We start from the raw sequence: 18,668 nt of genomic DNA, 5'->3' as shown, positions 1-18,668 counted from the left end.
CTCATGCCTCCGTGACCACCGCACCCGCGACCAGGCGAAGCAGGCAGTCGACATCCCCGAAGCCGCCCGACTTCGTCACGATAGTCCGTCCGCCCCCTTCCGACACAGGCAGCCCGGGAAGCGCCTCGCCCTTCAACGACAGGACGTCGATGCCAAGGGCATCGAGACAGGCCTCTGCGGTCGCACCGCCCGAGACGATGATCGACCTCGCGCCGCCGAGCCAGGAAGCGGCGCCTTCGGCGAAACGGCGCGATGTCGTGCCGACGTCGTCGTCCCTGCCGCCGACGATCTGGAGAAGCGTCACCGGGGCGAGGGCACCGTCCGGCGCCAGTGGAACGCGGCCCGAGACGGCCCGGACATGCTGAACGCCCTCGCCATGCTGTGCGAGTTGCGCCACCTGCGACAGCGTGATCGGGTCGGTGGAGCCGATGGCGATGCAGACCGGCCCGGGGAGGCGCACCGGCGCGGGTGCAGCGACCACACCGAGGGAGGACGCAAGTGCCGAGGCAAGCCCCCTTGCACCCACGAGGACCGCACCCTCGCCCGCGAGTCGCAACACCTCCCGCATGTCGGAGGCTGTGACGGTGTCGGGGATGGCGGCGCGATCCGATGCCGCACCGAGAGCCTTGGAGACAGCCAGCGGCATGTCGATCCCGAAGCCCTCCAGATGACCGTTTCGCACGATCCGCCCGAACTCGGGGATGGCGGGCGCGACGATCATCTGCCGGTCTCCGAACGCCTCCAGCTCGGAGGCGACGTTGCCCTTCAGGCGCGAGTCGATCTTCTTGAACAACCGGAGGCCCTTCGGCAACTCCGCCAGAACGGCGGCGACCCTTCGCTGCGCCTCTTCCGGGTGGACCTCGCGCGAGCGGGTCGATACCGACACGACGCCGGAATTTGTTGCCAAGGCGGCCCCCAGCGTTTCGGGGCGCGTGGCGACGACGACGCCACCCGCAACCCCGGCGAAGGGCGCGGCCGCGTCGAGCGCGCCGGTCAGGTCATCGGCGATGATGGCGACTTGAAGCAAGCTCTCTCCAAAGGCGAATTTGTTCGCAGGGTAGAAGCAAAGGCTTGTTCGTCAATACTCTTCTCGGTCCAATCTGTTTACATATTGGAGCATCTCAAGCCATGAAGGTACCGCCGTTCGCGTTCAGCGTCTCGCCCGTCACGAAGCCCGAGGCGTCGGAGGCGAGAAACAGGATCGTATCGGCGATCTCGCTGGCCCGCCCCAGACGTCCAAGGGGAACATTCGCCATGACCTGCGCGCGATATCCGTCGTCCCATTCGGCGGTCATGTCCGTCTCGACGGGACCGGGGCAGACAGCGTTCACCCGTATCCCGTGCGGGGCCATTTCGCGGGCGAGGTGCATGGTGAGGTAATTCACGGCCGCCTTCGACGCGCCGTAGGCCGGAGCGGCATTGCGGTGCGCCGTCTTCGCGGCGGTGGAACTGACGTTGACGATCCGTCCCGACCGCGCGGCGATCATGGCAGGAAGCACGGCCCGGCAGGCGTGAAGCGTGCCGTTGAGGTTGACGTTCATGACGCGCTGCCAATCCTCGAGCGCCATGTCGAGAGTGCCCGAACGCAGGTTCATCCCTGCATTGTTCACGAGGACGTCGATGCGCCCGAAGCGGTCAAGTGCCGTCTGCGCGAGCAGCGCGCTCACACCTGGATCGACGATGTCCCCGGCGACGGCGACGGCCCCATCCGCCCCTATCTCGGCCGCCAGCGACTCGACCCGCTCGAGGCCCGTCGCATGAACGATCACCTGTGCGCCTGCCCGGGCAAGCCGCAGCGCCGTCTCCCGCCCGATGCCTCGGCTTGCGCCCGTGACGATGGCCACCTGTCCGCCGAGCGTCATCTCTGGCCCGCCGCCCCGCGCACTTTGCTTCTCAGCATCCGTTCAAGCGTCCTGTTGCCGAAGGCCATGTGCTCCAGCAACGCGCCGAGACCGTGTCCGATGATGAGCAGGATGAAGGGCCAGCGCAGCCATTCGTGAAGCTCGGCGGCGATATCGCTTTTCAAAACCCAGGCAACGAGGCCGGTCATCGGCATGACGAGAATGAAGGCATAAAGGGCCACATGCGCCATCTTGCCGATGAGGACGATGGCGCGCGGTGCGGGCATGGACGGATCGGGCGGGCCGACGCTGAGGCGCACCGCGAGACGCCACACGGTGAGGATCAGGATCGCCGACCCGATCGCGATGTGTCCGAAGGCCAGCGCCTGCCCGATGAAGCCGTGCAGGGCCACGTCGCCGTCCATCCGCGCGTCGAAGGCGACCTCGATCGAGCCGTTCAGAAGAAGCTGCACGAGGACGAGCCCTGCGATGGCCCAGTGCAGCGCGATCTGGAGGGGGGTGTAGCCGTCTACCTCGGCGCGCGCCTCGGTCTCTTCCCGACCGTCTGACCCCTTTCGTCCAGCATCCGTTTCGTGCATGTTTTCCAGTATCCCGCCGCTGGCGCCCGCATCCCGACAGGACGGAGCGCGCCGTTCCGACTACCAAAGCCCCAGGTGCCCGTCATCGCAAGTCATCTTCATGCCTGGAGGCGAAATCCAAATCCCTGGCTCGGTCCGGCGACGCTTGCGCTTCTGGCGGGTTGCAATCCCGCGCAGAGCGTCCTGCACCCCGCCGGAGAGGACGCCGCCGAGATCGCTCGGCTGTTCTGGGTCATGGCCGTGGGGGCTGTCGTCATCTGGGCGGTTGTCTTCGGGGCGGCGGTCTTTGCCATCGTATCCCGACGAAAGCCGACCACCGAGCGGGGCGCCGACCTCGTCGTGCTGTTCGGCGGAGTCGTCTTCCCGACCGTGACGCTTGGCGCCCTTCTGGCCTACGGGCTGACGCTCCTGCCCGATTGGGGACCGGGAGAACCGCCCGACCTGCGCGTCCACGTCGAGGCCGAGCAATACTGGTGGCGCGTCCGCATCGAGGGGCCGGACGGCGCGATGATCGAGACCGCGAACGAGGTCGTCCTGCCAGCGGGCGCCGAGGTCGATTTCCACCTGACCAGTCCCGACGTGATACACTCGTTCTGGATCCCGCCCCTCGGCGGCAAGATGGACACAATTCCCGGGCGCGAGAACGTGCTGAGGCTGCGTCCGACGACGCCCGGCCTCTATCGCGGCATCTGCGCCGAGTTCTGCGGCGCGAGCCATGCCTTCATGGCCTTCGAGGCACGGGTCGTCCCGCCCGAGGACTTCACCGCCTATCTCGCCGCCCAGGCCGAGCCGGCGAGCGGCGACGCGTCCGCCTTCGTCGCGGCGGGGTGCGGTGGCTGCCATACGGTGCGGGGCGTCGTCGAGCTTGGCGCGACCGGACCCGACCTGACCCATTTCGCCAGCCGCGCGACCATCGCCGGTATCCTAGACAACACGTCCGAGATCCTGCGGGAGTGGATCGCCCATCCCGTGGCGTTCAAGCCCGACGCGCGGATGCCCTCCTACGACATGCTCACGGACGACCAGATGGACGCGATCCTCGCTTTCCTCGGAGGGCTGAAATGACCGACGCCGCGACCCGCGAGGCGCAGGAGCGGCGCCTCGAGAAGACCTGGGAGACGCCGAAAGGATTCGCCTACTGGTCGGACGTGAACAACACCTCGGTCGGCATCTGGTACATCGTCACCGCCTTCGCCTTCATGCTGTTCGGCGGCGTCCTTGCCCTGATCATCCGTGCCCAACTCGCCGTGCCTGAGGCCGGTCTCGTCTCGGCCGACACCTACAATCAGGTGTTCACGCTCCACGGCACGGTGATGATGTTCCTCTTCGCCGTGCCGATCTTCGAGGCCGTGGCCATCCTGATCCTGCCCGCGATGCTGGGCGCGCGAGACCTGCCGTTTCCGCGCCTGTCCGCCTTCGGCTACTGGTGCTTCCTGATCGGCGGCGTCTTCGTCTGCGGCTCGATCTTCTTCGGCATCGCCCCCGACGGGGGATGGTTCATGTACCCCCCGCTCGCCACCGAGCAGGCAGGGATCGGCGCCGACATCTGGCTTCTGGGCCTGTCGTTCATCGAGGTCGCCTCCATCGCCGCCGCGGTCGAGCTGATCGTCGGCGTCCTGAAGTGCCGGGCGCCGGGGATGCACATCAACCTCACGCCGCTCTACGGCTGGTACGTCCTCGTCGTCGGAGGGATGATCCTCTTCGCCTTCCCGCCGCTGATCGCGGGCGACCTTCTCTTCGAACTCGAGCGCCTGCTGGACTGGCCGTTCTTTGACATCACCCGAGGCGGCGACCCACTGCTCTGGCAGCACCTCTTCTGGATCTTCGGGCACCCCGAGGTCTACATCATCTTCCTGCCCGCCATCGCCCTTCTCGCGATGATCATCCCCACGTTCTCGGGCCGTCCCATCGTGGGCTATTCGTGGATCGTTCTGTCGGCGCTCGGCACCGGGTTCCTCAGCTTCGGGCTCTGGGTCCACCACATGTTCACGACGGGCCTGCCGTCGATCTCGCTCGGATTCTTCTCGGCAGCCTCCGAGGCCGTGGCGATCCCGACGGGCATTCAGCTTTTCGCCTTCATCGGGACAGTGATGCTGGGTCGCGCCCAGCGGTCGGTGCCGATGATCTTCTGCCTCGGCGCGCTCGCCACCTTCGTCGCGGGCGGTCTGACCGGCGTGATGGTCGCCGTGGCGCCCTTCGATTTCCAGGTCCACGATACCTATTTCATCGTGGCTCACCTGCACTACACGCTGATCGGCGGCATGCTGTTTCCCACGCTGGCGGGCGTTCACTACTACTTCCCCTTCTTCAGCGGCCGCCTTCTGTCCAGGCGTCTCGGCATCTGGTCCTTCTGGCTGATGTTCACGGGCTTCAACGTGGCCTTCCTGCCCATGCACCTGACGGGGCTTCTGGGGATGCCGCGCCGGGTGTTCACTTACGGGGCCGACCGGGGGTGGAGCGAACTCAACCTCGTCTCGACAGCCGGCGCCTTCCTTTTCGCCGCGGGGTTCCTGGTCTTCGTATGGAACTGCCTGAAGTCGTGGAAGTACGGCGAGGACGCGGGCCACAACCCCTGGAAGGCCGGCACCCTGGAGTGGCTGTCGCCCTCGCTCGACATCGGGATGCGCTCGATCCCCGACATCAGTCACCGCTATCCGCTCTGGGACGATCCCGACATCGTCCGCCGCAGCCTCGAAGCCGAGGGCTATCTGCCCGACGCCGAGGAAGGCAAGCGCGAGACGCTGGTGACGACGGTGCTGGACGCGACGCCGGTGCAGGTTCTGCGCGTTCCGGGGCCATCCTTTGTGCCCATGGTTGCCGCCGTGGGTCTGGGAGGGCTCTTCATCCTTTCGACCTTCCATTTCTACTGGACGGCGCTCGCCTCGGGGCTCCTCTACCTCGCGGCGCAAATCTGGTGGCTGTGGCACGGTGCGGCACCGATCCCCGAAAAGACCGAGAAGGACGTAGGCAATGGCCTCGTGCTGCCGCTTTACCGGTCGGGGCCGCAGGCGACGGGCTGGTGGGCCATGTTCATCACCATGACGGGCGACGCCACGGCCTTCCTCGCCCTCGTCTTCGGGTATTTCTTCTTCTGGACCGTCCACCCCGAGTTCCCTCCCGAGGGCAGCGTGACACCGGGCATGTTCTGGCCCGCGGCCGCGGGTCTTCTGACGGCACTTGCCTGGGGCCTGACCCTTGCCGCCCGGCTGAGGAACGCGGCCGGCGCGGTGACGACGGCACGGTTCCTTCTCGGGCTCTCGGTCGCCGCCACGCTGGCGGCGGCTGCGGCCTTCGCGCTCGGACCGCTCACCAGGGGGATGGACCCGACATCGCATTCCTATCCCGCCATCGTCGGCGCGCTGGTGCTCTGGGTCATGGCGCATCTGCTCGCGGGTGCCATCATGCAAGGCTATTGCCTCGCGCGGTCGCTGGCGGGGAAGATGACGCCGGACTACGACGCGGACATCTGGAACGTGACGCTCTACTGGCACTTCACGCTCTTCGCCGGCCTCGTCACGGCGGCGGTCATCGGCTTCGTCCCGGGCGCGCAATGAGCAAGGCAGCACCGCATAAGCGCCGGCGGGTCGAGACGGGCACCGACCTGTGCCAGGTGATCGCGGCACCCATCGTCTGGTCGCTTCACTTCCTCGCCTGCTATGTCTGGGCCGCCATTCACTGCGAGAAGGCGGGGAGGATGGCCGACCTCGACCCCGCGCGGACGGGCATCTTCGTCCTGACCGGCATTGCGCTTGCCCTCATCGGCTTCAACACCTTGCGGCTGTGGCGCATCCGGGCGCGAAGCCTGACGGACGACGACTTCGACTACGACCACGACACCCCCGAAGAGCGGCATCGCTTTCTCGGTCACGTCGCGCTGATGTTGTCGGTCCTGTCGGGGGTCGGCGTGATCTATGTCGCGATCCCCGCCGTGCTCGTGGGGACCTGCCGATGAGCGGCCTCCGCCCTGTCTGGCTGGTCCTTGGCGTGGCAAGCCTGCTTGCGCTCTGGGCCGGTCCTCTGCCCGGCATCGCCCGTGGTGGAAGCCATGCGGCGCACATGATCCTGCACATGGGTGTCGTCGCCGCCGCGATCCCGATGATCGCCCTCGGCCTTGCCCCCGCGCTGTCTGGTGGACGCCTCGCCGCCCGCGCGCCCGTCATCCTCGCCGCGGCCACCATGATCGATCTCGTCGTGGTCTGGGCGTGGCACCTGCCCGCGCTTCAGACCGCCGCACGCGCCAACGGCTGGATCCTGGCGCTGGAACAAGCGAGTTTCGCGCTGGCCGCCCTTTTCGTCTGGCTTCCCGCCCTGGCCGGTCCGGCGCTGGCGGGTGCCCTCGCGCTGTTCTTCACTGCGATGCACATGACGCTTCTTGGCGTGCTCATCGCCGTGTCGCCCGTTCTCCTCCACGGACACGAGGGGCACGGCGCCGGGATCTGGGGCCTCGACGCGATGCAGGACCAGGAGTTGGGCGGGATCGTCATGCTCGCCGTTTCGGGCAGCGTCTACCTTCTGGCCGGCCTCTGGCTGGCCGCCATGGGTCTGCGGCCGTCGGAGGCGCGGACGTGAAGCGGGGCGCGGTCATCGCGATTGGCGGGTCGGTGGCGCTCCTTGGTCTCGTGGCCATCCTCACAGCGGTTCGGCCCCCGCTTCAGACATTCGACAGGCTGCTCTCCGCCGCGCGGGGGCACGACATGCCTGCTTTCGTCGAAGGCGAGGACGACCTGGGAGTCCTGAGGCGCGCTGCGGTCCACTACGACCTCGTCTGTGCCGAGTGCCACGGCAGCCCGGCCGACCCCGAGCGCGGCCGCCATCTGGTCCTCGTGCCGCCCGCGCCACGCCTTCACGACCGGCTGACGGACTGGACGCCCGCGCTTCTCTACCGCGTCGTACACGACGGCGTGCCGGGGAGTGCCATGCCCGGATGGACCGCGCCGGGACGGTCGGACGAGGTCTGGGCCATGGTGGCCTTCCTTCTGCGCCTGCCGGGCCTTAACGCCGACGAGTACGCAAAAGTCGCAGCGATGGACACGGTGGCCCAGGACGACACCGTCGCAACCTGCGCCCGCTGCCATGTCCGCGATATCGACGCCGCGCCACGTCTCGGGATACAGTCGCCCGCCTACCTTGCCGACGCCCTGCGCGCCTTCCGCTCAGGCGCACGCAAGAGCGGCTTCATGCAGGAGGTGGCGACGGAACTCGACGCCGACGCCATCGAGGCGCTGGCCGGGCGTCTGTCAGGCAATGCGGTCGAGGTCTCGGCCGAGGGCGCTCCGGCCATCGCGACTGACGGGAACCCGGACCAGTCTGTCGGCGCCTGTCTCGGGTGCCACGGAAATGCGGCGTCTCCATCCTTCCCTCGCCTCGCGGGGCAGTACCGGAGCTACCTCGAAACCCAGCTTCACCTCTTCATGGAGGGCGACCCCGAGCGCGGCGGCGGCCCCTGGGTCGCGCTCATGCAGCACGCCTCGGGCGAGTTGACCGACGCCGAGATCGCCGACTTGGCCGACTGGTTCTCACGCCAATAGAGCGTCACTCTTCCGCGAGCGCCTGGGCGATCACGGCATCGCGTATCGGCGTCTCAACGGTCCGTTCTTCTCGTCCGAACAGAGGGGTTGGCGTGTCGACCCCGCCTCTCCGAGCCGGATGAATGCAACCGACTCGGCCCTTCGCGCATTGGGAGTCGCGAAAGGAGACCGTCATGGCATCGCGCGCGCTCTGGAAAGGTCAGCTACGCCTGTCGTTGGTGTCGATCCCGGTCGAGATCCATTCGGCGACCAAGACCGGCGCCCGGATCGAGTTCCGTCAGATTCACAAGGGGTCGGGGCAACGGGTCCGGTACGAGAAGACGGTGCCCGGCGTCGGTCCTGTCGATGCGGGTGAGATCATGAAGGGCTACGAGATCGGCAACGACGAATATCTCCTTCTCGAACCCGACGAGATCGACGCCATCAGGCTCGAGACGAAGAAGACGCTGGAACTGGTGCAATTCGTCGGCTCCTGCGAGATCCCGCCGCTTTACTTCGACAAGCCCTACTACGTCGTTCCGACCGACGACCTGGCCGAGGACGCCTATCGCGTCGTCCGGGACGCCCTCCGCGCCAGCGAAAAGACGGGGCTGGGGCAGCTCACGATGCGCGGCAAGGAATACCTCTGTGCGATCCGCCCCTGCGGCGACGGCCTGCTTCTCGAGACGCTGCACTATGCCGACGAGATCAAGGCGGCCGATCCGCTGTTCGCCTCCATTGAGGACGAGGAGGCGGACAAGGACCTTCTGGCGGTCGCAACCGAACTGATCGACCGAAAGACGGCGCCCTTCGATGCCGACGCCTTCAAGGATCACTACGATGTGGCCCTTCGCGAGTTGATCGAGGCCAAGCGCAAGAACCGCAAGACCCCGCGCGCCAGGACCGGACCCGACGCCAAGTCCGGTGGCGGCAAGAGCGGCGACAACGTCATCGACCTGATGGCGGCCCTGAAGGACAGCCTGAAGGCCGACAAGGGCAAGGCCGCGCCCAAGACGCCCGCCAAGGGGTCGCGGCGGAAGAAGGCCTGACGTGGCCCGGCTCGATCGATATCACGGGATGCGCGATTTCGCGGCGACGCCCGAGCCTGACGGTTCGGGCGTCTCGGCGACCGGTGGCCTGGCACCCGCCTATTCCATCCAGAACCACGACGCCACGCGGCTGCACTGGGACCTTCGACTGGAGTGGGATGGCGTTCTGCTGTCCTGGGCGATAACGCGGGGCCCCTCGCTAGATCCGGGCGAGAAGCGTCTGGCGGTTGAAACCGAGGACCACCCGCTCGACTACCTGACGTTCGAGGGCACGATCCCCGAGGGCAACTACGGCGCGGGCACCGTCATGCTCTGGGACATCGGACACTGGCAGCCGCTCATGGACGTCCAGAAAGGGTTGAAGAAAGGCCATCTGCACTTCGCGCTTCATGGCGAGCGGATGAGCGGAAAGTGGAACCTCGTGCGCATGAACCGCGAGGGTAAGCGCACGAACTGGCTTCTGATGAAGGAAGATGACGAGGCGGCGCACGCCCCCGACCCCGTCGAGCGCTACAAGACCAGCGTGGTCACGAACCGAGGCTTCGACGCCATCGCCAAGGACGAGGCGCCGGTACCGGTTGCGAAGCGAAAAGGCGTGACGCCGAAGTGGCGCGCGCCGCAACTCGCGACGCAGACCGACGCTCTCGGTGATCCCGGGTCGCGGTGGCACGAACTGAAGTTCGACGGCTATCGCGCCTTGTGCGCCGTCGGAAAGTCTGGCGTGCGCATCTTCTCGCGCAACGGGCACGACTGGACGGACCGTTTCGCGCCGCTCGTCCGCCCGCTGGAGCGTCTCGACTGCGACACGGCGCTGATCGACGCGGAGGTGACCGTCGGCGCGGGTCTTTACGGCTTCGGTGCGCTTCAGCGCGCGATTTCGGCGGGTGGGCCTTTCACGCTCAACGCCTTCGACCTTCTCTGGCTCGACGGCAAAAGCCTTGTGTCCCAGCCTCTTGACGCTCGACGCGACGCTCTGGAAGGTCTCTTCGACGACACACCGCCCCTTGGCCGGCTTCAACTCTCGCCCGTCCTGCGAGGCGATGCCGACGGCGCGTTCCAGTCGATCTGCGACACCGGCGGCGAGGGCCTGATCTCGAAGCGCATCGACGCCCCCTATCGCGGCGGACGCTCGACGGTCTGGCAGAAGATCAAGTGCATCAAACGCGACGAATTCGTCATCCTCGGCTGGCAGGCGTCCGACAAGCGCGGGCGGCCCTTCGCCTCGCTCCTCCTCGGTGTCGAGGATGCCGGGGGCTGGGTCTATGTCGGCAAGGTCGGCACCGGGTGGGACGGAGAGACTGCCGACGATCTTGCCGCGAAGCTGAAGCCGCTCGCCCGCAAGTCTGCGCCCGTGGACGTCGAGGCGGCGGAAGCGAAGGGGGTAACATGGGTGACGCCCCGCCTCGTCGCCGAGATCCGCTATGCCGAGACGACGGATCAGGGCCGCCTGCGTCACGCGACTTTCATCGGGCTGCGCGACGACAAGCCGCCAGCGCAGGTCGTGCGTCCCGCCGCGGCGCGCCTCGTGGCGAAGGACGCCATCACCGTTTCGGGCGTCGCCATCAGCTCGGCGGACCGGGTCGTCTTTCCGAAGCCCAAGGTCACGAAGGGCGACGTCGCGGACTACTACGCCCAGGTCGCCGAGCGGATGCTCCCGGACATGGCCGACCGGCCGCTGTCGCTGGTGCGGCTACCGGAGGGGCTGGGCGGAGAGTCGTTCTTCCAGAAGCACCGCGGCAAGGGCTTTCCCGACGCCATCCGATCTATCCCGATTCCCGAAAAGAACGGCGGTGTCGAGGACTACATGACCATCACGACGGCCGAAGGCCTTGTCGGCGCGGCTCAGGTCGGCACCATCGAGTTCCACATCTGGGGCTCGCGGCGGGACCGGCTCGAGCGCCCGGACCGCATGGTCTTCGACCTCGACCCCGATGAGGGTCTCGGGTTTGCCAAGGTGCGGAAGGCCGCCTTCGACGTGCGCGACAGGCTGGAAAGTCTCGGCCTGCCGTCCTGGCCCCTTCTGACCGGCGGCAAGGGAATTCACGTCGTTGTTCCCCTGCGCCGGACGGCGGACTGGCCGGCCGTCTCCCTCTTCGCCCGCACCTTCGCCGCGCATCTCGCCGCCGCTGAACCGAAGCGCTTCGTCGCCACCATGTCGAAGGCCAAACGCGAGGGGCGCATCTTCATCGACTGGATGCGCAACGAGAGAGGATCGACGGCCATCGCTCCGTGGTCGCTTCGGGCGAGGCCGGGCGCGCCCGTCGCAGTCCCCGTGACCTGGGACGAACTGCCTTCGTTCCGCCGTGCGAATGGCGTGTCGATCCGCGAGGCACTCGACCGCCCCGTGCCCGACCGGCCGGAACCCGCCACACTGAATGCCCGCGTCGTCGAGCGGCTTGAAGCCTGGGTCTCGGACCGATGACGGTCTCGCCGGCATCGTCCCGCCTTATCGACTGATCGGAGGAGAACCGCGTGACCGATGCCCTTCCTGACGGCCTGGAGACCCATGTCCGGAATAGCCGCGTCGCGATGACCGTGGGCGATACCCGGCTGCCCGACTGCCCCCTCGTCGCCGTGAACGAGCCCTTCTGCCGTATCACCGGCTATGGCCCGGACGAGATGCTGGGGCGCAATTGCCGCTTCCTGCAGCCCAATACCGGCGCGGGACCGGTGCGCGTGCGGATGCATGCCTTCGTCAACGATGGCAAGACGACCGACGCCCACTTCCTGATCCCGAACATCCGCAAGGACGGCTCGCGCTTTCTCAACCTGGTCTACATGTCGCGGCTAGTCTTTGCAGGCGAGGACGCACTGATCCTCGCCTCGCAGTTCGACGTCGGAGATGGCGACCGCGGCGACATCGAGGCCTACGCGGGGGCGCTGACACGCGACGTCCAGGCAATTGCCTCGGTCTTGCGGCCCACCCAGTGGAACCTACTTGCCAACTACAACATAATCGCCAACTCCAACGCGCTCATCGCGCGTCACAGGCTTTAGACAACGCACGGAACGACATGGACACGTCGCTGCCCATCATTGGCGTAGGCGCCTCGGCCGGAGGCCTGGAAGCCCTGCGCGAACTCTTCGCGGGATACAAGGGAACGACCGGAATGGCCTTCGTGGTCATCCAGCACCTCGACCCCAACCACGAATCCCTCATGGCGCAACTGATCGAGCGCTATACGTCCATGCACGTCCGCCAGGCCGAGGGCGGCGAGGCGCTGGAGGCCGACCACGTCTATGTCATCCCTCCCGGCCACGGCCTTGTCGTCGGCGACCGCACGCTTCATCTGACCGAATTCGTTGACCCGAGGGGCCTGCGCCGCCCGATCGACGATTTCTTCGAAAGCCTCGCCGAGGATGTGGGTGCGCTATCGGCCTGCGTGATCCTGTCGGGCACCGGAGGCGACGGCAGCCGCGGCCTGCGCGCGATCAAGGAAAACGGTGGCGTCTGCCTCGCGCAGGAGCCCGAGACGGCGCGCTATGACGGGATGCCGGTCTCGGCGATGCGGACAGGCCTTGTCGACGTCGTCGCCCCGCCGTCGGAAATGCTGAGCTATCTTCGGCGCTTCTTCAACTTCCAGCCGGGTGAACCCAACGGCGGACCGGCCGAGATCGTCGACCACCTCGAGGACCTGTGCCAATCGCTGTCGCAGGCCACGGGACACGACTTTTCGGGCTACAAGCGCTCGACGATGGCCCGGCGTGTGGCGCGGCGGATGCAGGTCCTCGGCATCGACAGCGCCACCACCTATGCCGACCGCGTCCACAAGGACGACGGCGAGTGCATGGCGCTGTTCAGCGACCTTCTCATCAACGTCACCAAGTTCTTCCGCGACACCCACGAGTTCGAAGCCCTGCGCGAGATCGTCGTGGCGCCCCTTGTCGAACGCGCGATGGAAGACGACGAGATCCGCGTCTGGGTCGCCGGCTGCTCCAGCGGCGAGGAAGCCTACTCGATGGCCATGCTTTTCGCTGACGAGATCGAGAAGAGAAACCGGCGGCTGAACGTCCAGATCTTCGCAACCGACATCGACGAGAAGATGCTGTCCATCGCGCGCTCAGGCACCTATCCCCTGTCCTCCCTCAGCGACATTCCGGCCGAATACCGGCAGCGCTTCACCATCGGCAACAACCAGCACGTCGTCATCGCTCCGAAGATCCGGGACATGGTGCGCTTCAGCCTGCACAGCCTGATCAAGGACCCGCCGTTCTCCAGCATGGACCTGATCTCGTGCCGGAACCTGCTGATCTACTTCGAGGAGACGCTGCAGCGGCAGGTCGTGCCGCTGTTCCACTTCGCGCTCCGCCAGGACGGATTTCTCTTCTTGGGCTCGTCCGAGGCGATCCAGCGGTATGAGGATCTGTTCGAGGTTGTCGACCAGTCGGCCCGCGTGTTCCTTCGCCGGACCGTGCAGGGGCGCTACAACCTCCAGATCGCGCAGCCCCGCGCGCGCCGGGCCGAACGCCTGCCGGGCCTCAGCGATCAGGTCATGTCGCAGCGACGCGAGGTCTCGGCCGAAGCCGATGCCCTGAGGCGTATCGCCGAAAGCTATGCACCGGTCAGCCTTCTTGTCGATGCCGAGGGAAACCTCCTGAGCAGATGGGGCAAGGTCGGCCGCTACCTCGATTTTCCGGACAGGATCGAGCGGACGGTCCATGTCCCGAGCCTGGCCCGTGCCGGATTGCGTGACGTCCTGGGCGGTCTCCTGCGCGACGTGGTCAAGGGCGCGGCCCGAGCGATCGTGCGCGACGTCGAGGTCCATACCGACTTCGGCCTGATGACCGTCAACGTCATGTGCGAGCCGATCGACGACGATGCCTATCTCCTGGTCATTCGCGAAAGTGGCGAGCTGACGCCCATCGACACCGACGACTATCTCGAGGTTCGTCCCGAGGAAGGACAGGTCCGGTATCTGGAGGAAGAGCTTCAGGCGACGCGCTATCGGCTGAGAACGGCCATCGAGGAACTCGAGACGACGAACGAGGAGCTGAAGAGCTCGAACGAAGAAATGATGTCGATGAACGAGGAGCTTCAGTCGACGAACGAGGAGCTGACCACCGTCAACGACGAGCTGAAGACGAAGGTCGACCAGCTTATAGTGGCCAACGCCGACCTGACGAACTTCTTCACCTCGACCGAGCTCGTCGTCGTCGTCGTGGACCGCGATCTGCGGGTCCGAAGCACGTCTTCGTCCGTCGACCGGGTGTTTCCCGGCGCCGGAGACAAGGATGGCACCGCGCTCGATCAGCTTGAAGCGAACCTCACAGACAGCGAATTCGTCGAACGCCTCACCCAGGCGGCGAAGCAGGACACAAGCTCGGAATTCCGTGCCACCTCGTCAGACGGCACACGCGAATTCCTCGGTCGCGCGACGCCCTACAAGAAGAAGGACGGGTCCACGGACGGTGCCATCCTCGTGCTAACCGACGTGACCGAGACGCTCGCTCTCGCCCGCGACCTCGAGGAAGAACGTGAACGCCTGCGGCTTGCGCTAGAGGTCGCGCGCATCGGCATCTGGGAGTACGAACCCGATACCGACTTCACCCGCCTCGACAAGACCGAGCGCTGGCTTCTGAACCTCGGCGAAGGCGAAGGCGACACGATGGAGCGGATCCTGTCGAGGATGACCGCCGAGGACCGCGACCGCGTCAACACGGCGCTGCGGCAGGCGATGGACGGCACCCGCGATTTCGACGAGGTCTTCTCGATCCCCCTTGGTGGCGGGCGTCGCCGCTGGCTTCACGGCCTGGGCAAGCGGCACTTCCGCCATCGCGGGCGCAAGTTCATCGGCGTGACCTACGACGTCACCGCCGAGCGTGAGCTTCTGAGCCAGCGCGAGCTCATGATCCGCGAGATGAACCATCGGTTGAAGAACCTCTTCGCCATCATCTCGGCGCTTGTCTCGATTTGCGCCCGCGAAGCGCAGGACGTGGATGATTTCGCGATGGAACTGCGGTCGCGCATCAGGGCGCTCGGGCAGTCCCATTCCCTGACGAACGAAGGCACCGAGGTCCGTCAGGCGACGCTGAGGGGTATTGTCGAGACCGTGCTTGAACCGGCCCGCGATCAACAATCCTTCGTCTATGAAGGGCTGGATCTCGAGGTGGACACCTCGCAGCTCACGTCTCTGGCGCTGATCTTCCATGAGTGGGCGACGAATGCGACGAAGTACGGGGCCCTGACCGTGCCTGACGGCATCGTCACGGTTCGCGTCGAGGACGGCGAGGATACCGTCCGCGTCGAGTGGATCGAAAGTGGCAAGGACAGGTCCAGAAGCTCGGGCAGCGGCTTCGGCACCGCGCTGATCGAGGCAACGGCGCTTCAGCTTCGCGCGACCGTCGAAGGCGAGGAGACCGACGAGGGCTTCCGCCGCACGCTCGTCTTCCCGAAGCTGGTCTAGTCCCGCATGCCCACGACGGTATCGAGCGCCTCGATGACGTCGCGCGGCGTGGTCGGCTTCTCGAGGCAGGGAACCTCGGCGAATTCGGGCACGTCCATGCGCTGACGCCCGTCTCCGCTGATGAAGATCACCGCACATCCGCGACCCGACAGCTCGCGCGCCAGCGGCCACACGACCTCGTTTCCGACGTTGATGTCCAGGATCGCCAGCTCGGGCGTCTGCCGGGCGATGAGACTGCGCGCCTGATCGAGGCTGAAGGCGGGACCCAGGACCTTTCGGCCGCTTTGCTCAACGGTCGCCGAAAGATCGAGAGCAATCAATGCCTCGTCATCCACCACCAGAACGAGGTCACTCATATGCCACCCTCGCGGATGGGCGATTGGCCTCTCCGCTTCGTCCCGGTCCGATTTTCACTGACACCATCTTGCCTCGAAACAACCGCCCCGACGGTCGACTTAGATCGTCGCTACGGACTTGCCAGAGGCGCGCGCGCAACTCACGGCGATCTCTCGCCCTCGAGCACGAGAAGGTCTTCGGGATGCACCGAGAACTCCGCCGCCTGCCCCGGCGCGGGCGGCGGTGTGCCGGGTCGGTTGAAGGTGTCGAGCATCACCCGTTCGCCTGCGACGGTGGCCTGAATCCTGATCACCGAGCCGAGGAAATGCACGTCGTCGATCCGGCCTTCCAGCACCATGTCGCGGTCGGCCGCGCGGCCGAGCGTCAGCGCTTCGGGCCTTATCCCCAGCGTCAGCCGGTCGGACGTAAGCGGCCGTCCGAGACTTGCCTCGCGCGAGCCGATCCCGATGCGGCCGCTGTCGCGGTCAAGCACCCTGGCCTCGATCAGGTTGAGCGTTCCGACGAACTCGGCCACGAACCGTGTCGAGGGTCGGTTGTAGATCTCGAACGGCTGACCCACCTGTTCGGCCACGCCACCGTTCATCACCACGACGCGGTCCGAAATCGACAGCGCCTCTTCCTGATCGTGGGTGACGAAGATCGTCGTGATGGCGAGGCGTCGCTGAATGTCGCGAATTTCTTCACGAAGGCTCACGCGGATCTTGGCGTCGAGCGCCGACAGCGGTTCGTCGAGCAGAAGGACCTGCGGCTGGACCGCCAGCGCACGCGCCAGTGCGACCCGCTGCTGCTGTCCGCCGGAGAGCTGGAAGGGATAGCGGTCGTCATAGCCCTCAAGTCCGATGAGCCTCAGCATCTCGGCCACGCGAGCGGTTCGGTCGGCGACCTTGACGCCCTTGACCTTCAGCCCGAAGGCCACGTTCTGCGCCACCGTCAGGTTCGGAAACAGCGCGTAGGACTGGAACACCATGCCGATGTTGCGCTGGTTCGGACGAAGCGACACCACGTCGCGCCCGTCGATCCGGATCGAGCCGGTCGAGGGCGTCTCAAACCCGGCGACCATCCGCAGCACCGTTGTCTTGCCGCAGCCCGAGGGCCCCAGAAGCGAGACGAACTCGCCCTTCTCGATCGGAAGGTTGAAGTCCTTCACGACCCTTACGGAGCCGAAAGACTTTTCGAGGTGCTCGATTTCGAGAAAGGACATCAGGACCTCGGGGGACGGGAATGGCGGGTCAAAAGAGTGGCAAGCTGGATCAGGCCCATGCAGATCCAGGTGATCGAGAAGGCGATCACGGCCAGCGCGGCCGGCTCATAGGCGCGGTTCGCGCCGATGAGCTGAAGATAGGGACCGAAGGCGGGACGGTTCAGAAGGGCCGCCATGACGAATTCGCCGATCACGATGGCGAAGGTCAGGAAAGCGCCCGACATCACGGCGACCAGCACGTTCGGCATGATGACCCTGCCGATGATCGTGGGCCAGTTGGCGCCGAGGCTTTGCGCCGCCTCGGTCAGCGTGCGCACGTCGATGGTCCGAAGCCCGGTGTCCACGGCGCGGTACATGTAGGGCAAGGACAGCGTCGCATAGCCCATCATCAGAAGCAGGTTCGTCCCGGAGGCCGTGCCGGTAAGCGGCAGGAACGACGACGTGTTGTAGAGCCGGATGTAGCCGAACACGATGACGATGGGCGGAATGACCAGCGGCAGGAGCGTCACGAACTCGACGAGCGGTCTCAGCCGCGGAAACTTGAGCCGCACCCAATAGGCGGTCGGCACGACGATCAGCACGCCCACGACGATGGTGAAAAGCGCCATCACGACCGAATAGCTGAAGGTCTCGCGAAACTTCGGATCCTCGAAAACCCAGCGATAGGCGTCGAGCGAATACTCACCCCGGCGCTTCCTCAGCGAGAACTCGATGGTTCCGATGAGGGGCAGGAAAAAGTACAGAAGCCCCAGGGTCAGCGCGATCCAGGACCAGACGCGGGGCGCCTTCATCGCGTCCACCTCTCGGTCCGGGCCCGCAGCCAGACGTAAATGCCGTTGGCAATTCCGGTGACGACGATCATGCCGAAGGCAAGCGCATAGCCCAGGTGCGGATCCTGAAGCACGTCGCCGCGGATCTGGGCGAAGAGCACGATCGGCACGATGGACAGCGACGAGCCCGTCAGCGCATAGGCCGTTGCAACTGCCCCGAAGGCGTTGGCGAAGAGCAGCGCGAAGGTCCCCAGAAGCGACGGCAGAAGGATCGGCAACGCGACCATGCGCCAGTACTGCGGCCCCGAGGCGCCCAGGATCTCGGCCGCCTCGCGCCATTCCTTCTTCAACCCGTCCAGCGCGGGCGTGATGATGAGGATCATCAGCGGGATCTGGAAGAACAGGTAGACCAGGGTCAGGCCCCAGAAGGACAGGAGGTTGAAGCCGAGCCCGTAGATGTTGATGCCGAACCAGTCCTTCAGGATCACGGTGACGAGGCCAAGCCGCCCCAGGGTGGCGAGGAAGGCGAAGGCCAGCGGTACGCCCGCGAAGTTCGACGCGACGCCCGAGAAGGTCAGAAGCGGCCCCCGGATCCACTGCGGCAGCCCGCCCAAGGTGATCGCTGCCGCCATCGCGAAGCCGATGAGACAGCCTGCCAGCGCCGAGGCCACCGAGATGCGGATCGAGATCCAGTAGGCGGACAGGATCGACGGCTGGAACAGGTTTAGGACGTTCCGGAACGTGGGCGTGCCGTCAGGCGTCTGGAAGGCGCCGACGACGATGTTCATGGTGGGCAGGATCAGGAACAGCACCGCGAACAGCGTGAAGGGCACCATGCCGAGCCATGCAAGCGGCATGGGCCTGCGCGGGCGCGCGGTTGGCGCTGACTGTTGGGTGAGATCGGTCATCGAAGGTCGGCCCCGCGACCCTGAAGGATCGC

At 66.2% G+C, this 18,668-nt stretch carries 16 protein-coding genes; 9 read left to right on the top strand and 7 right to left on the bottom strand.

Going from position 1 to position 18,668, the window contains the following annotated elements; all coding sequences use genetic code 11:
* Position 1: 1 nt before the first annotated feature.
* The 3 genes from C8D95_RS14420 to C8D95_RS14410 all read right to left on the bottom strand — a co-directional run bounded on the left by C8D95_RS14420 (position 2) and on the right by C8D95_RS14410 (position 2,440).
* On the bottom strand, positions 2–1,027 hold the full coding sequence (locus C8D95_RS14420; RefSeq protein ID WP_109759882.1) for a four-carbon acid sugar kinase family protein: 1,026 nt from the start codon (positions 1,025–1,027) through the stop codon (positions 2–4).
* A 94-nt stretch (positions 1,028–1,121) separates the two neighbouring features.
* Positions 1,122–1,862: an SDR family NAD(P)-dependent oxidoreductase gene (locus C8D95_RS14415; protein WP_109759881.1), complete on the bottom strand. Its 741-nt coding sequence runs from the start codon at positions 1,860–1,862 to the stop codon at positions 1,122–1,124.
* Positions 1,859–2,440 carry a cytochrome b gene (locus C8D95_RS14410; protein WP_109759880.1) on the bottom strand — a complete coding sequence of 194 codons (582 nt, stop codon included), beginning with the start codon at positions 2,438–2,440 and terminating at the stop codon, positions 1,859–1,861. The genes C8D95_RS14415 and C8D95_RS14410 overlap by 4 nt, the downstream gene beginning before the upstream one ends.
* A 75-nt stretch (positions 2,441–2,515) precedes the next feature.
* Here C8D95_RS14410 and coxB point away from each other — a divergent pair, with 75 nt between their 5' ends.
* The 9 genes from coxB (at position 2,516) to C8D95_RS14365 (ending at position 15,400) form a co-directional block, all read left to right on the top strand.
* Entirely contained in the window at positions 2,516–3,505 is a 990-nt protein-coding gene (coxB, locus tag C8D95_RS14405) for a cytochrome c oxidase subunit II (RefSeq protein ID WP_241239697.1), read from the top strand.
* The gene (ctaD, locus tag C8D95_RS14400) at positions 3,502–5,994 is read left to right on the top strand and encodes a cytochrome c oxidase subunit I (RefSeq protein ID WP_109759879.1); all 2,493 of its coding nucleotides are present in this window, start codon (positions 3,502–3,504) and stop codon (positions 5,992–5,994) included. Before coxB ends, ctaD begins: the two co-directional genes overlap by 4 nt.
* On the top strand, positions 5,991–6,392 hold the full coding sequence (locus tag C8D95_RS14395) for a hypothetical protein (protein ID WP_109759878.1): 402 nt from the start codon (positions 5,991–5,993) through the stop codon (positions 6,390–6,392). Before ctaD ends, C8D95_RS14395 begins: the two co-directional genes overlap by 4 nt.
* The gene (locus C8D95_RS14390) at positions 6,389–7,009 is read left to right on the top strand and encodes a cytochrome c oxidase assembly protein (RefSeq protein ID WP_109759877.1); all 621 of its coding nucleotides are present in this window, start codon (positions 6,389–6,391) and stop codon (positions 7,007–7,009) included. The genes C8D95_RS14395 and C8D95_RS14390 overlap by 4 nt, the downstream gene beginning before the upstream one ends.
* Entirely contained in the window at positions 7,006–7,968 is a 963-nt protein-coding gene (locus C8D95_RS14385; protein ID WP_109759876.1) for a c-type cytochrome, read from the top strand. The genes C8D95_RS14390 and C8D95_RS14385 overlap by 4 nt, the downstream gene beginning before the upstream one ends.
* Before the next feature lie 173 nt (positions 7,969–8,141).
* On the top strand, positions 8,142–8,996 hold the full coding sequence (gene ku / locus C8D95_RS14380) for a non-homologous end joining protein Ku (RefSeq protein ID WP_109759875.1): 855 nt from the start codon (positions 8,142–8,144) through the stop codon (positions 8,994–8,996).
* Between the two features lies 1 nt (position 8,997).
* Positions 8,998–11,418: a DNA ligase D gene (gene ligD / locus C8D95_RS14375; protein ID WP_109759874.1), complete on the top strand. Its 2,421-nt coding sequence runs from the start codon at positions 8,998–9,000 to the stop codon at positions 11,416–11,418.
* A 50-nt stretch (positions 11,419–11,468) separates the two neighbouring features.
* Complete coding sequence (locus C8D95_RS14370) at positions 11,469–11,993, top strand: PAS domain-containing protein (protein ID WP_109759873.1); 525 nt, start codon at positions 11,469–11,471, stop codon at positions 11,991–11,993.
* A gap of 17 nt (positions 11,994–12,010) precedes the next feature.
* Complete coding sequence (locus C8D95_RS14365) at positions 12,011–15,400, top strand: CheR family methyltransferase (protein WP_206508345.1); 3,390 nt, start codon at positions 12,011–12,013, stop codon at positions 15,398–15,400.
* Here the strand turns inward: C8D95_RS14365 and C8D95_RS14360 are convergent.
* The 4 genes from C8D95_RS14360 to C8D95_RS14345 all read right to left on the bottom strand — a co-directional run bounded on the left by C8D95_RS14360 (position 15,397) and on the right by C8D95_RS14345 (position 18,636).
* Positions 15,397–15,756: a response regulator gene (locus tag C8D95_RS14360; RefSeq protein ID WP_109759872.1), complete on the bottom strand. Its 360-nt coding sequence runs from the start codon at positions 15,754–15,756 to the stop codon at positions 15,397–15,399. The genes C8D95_RS14365 and C8D95_RS14360 overlap by 4 nt on opposite strands.
* 140 nt (positions 15,757–15,896) lie before the next feature.
* Positions 15,897–16,958, bottom strand: a complete 1,062-nt coding sequence (locus C8D95_RS14355; protein ID WP_109759871.1) for an ABC transporter ATP-binding protein — start codon at positions 16,956–16,958, stop codon at positions 15,897–15,899.
* Positions 16,958–17,749, bottom strand: coding sequence for an ABC transporter permease (locus tag C8D95_RS14350; protein WP_109759945.1), 792 nt, complete (start codon positions 17,747–17,749; stop codon positions 16,958–16,960). The genes C8D95_RS14355 and C8D95_RS14350 overlap by 1 nt, the downstream gene beginning before the upstream one ends.
* A complete protein-coding gene (locus C8D95_RS14345; protein WP_109759870.1) occupies positions 17,746–18,636 on the bottom strand; it encodes an ABC transporter permease in 891 nt (296 codons plus the stop codon). The genes C8D95_RS14350 and C8D95_RS14345 overlap by 4 nt, the downstream gene beginning before the upstream one ends.
* Positions 18,637–18,668: the final 32 nt, after the last annotated feature.

It is taken from the genome of Silicimonas algicola, assembly GCF_003148765.1.
GTDB classification, from domain to species: Bacteria; Pseudomonadota; Alphaproteobacteria; order Rhodobacterales; family Rhodobacteraceae; genus Silicimonas; species Silicimonas algicola.
This window is presented reverse-complemented; position numbering and strand designations above follow the sequence as displayed.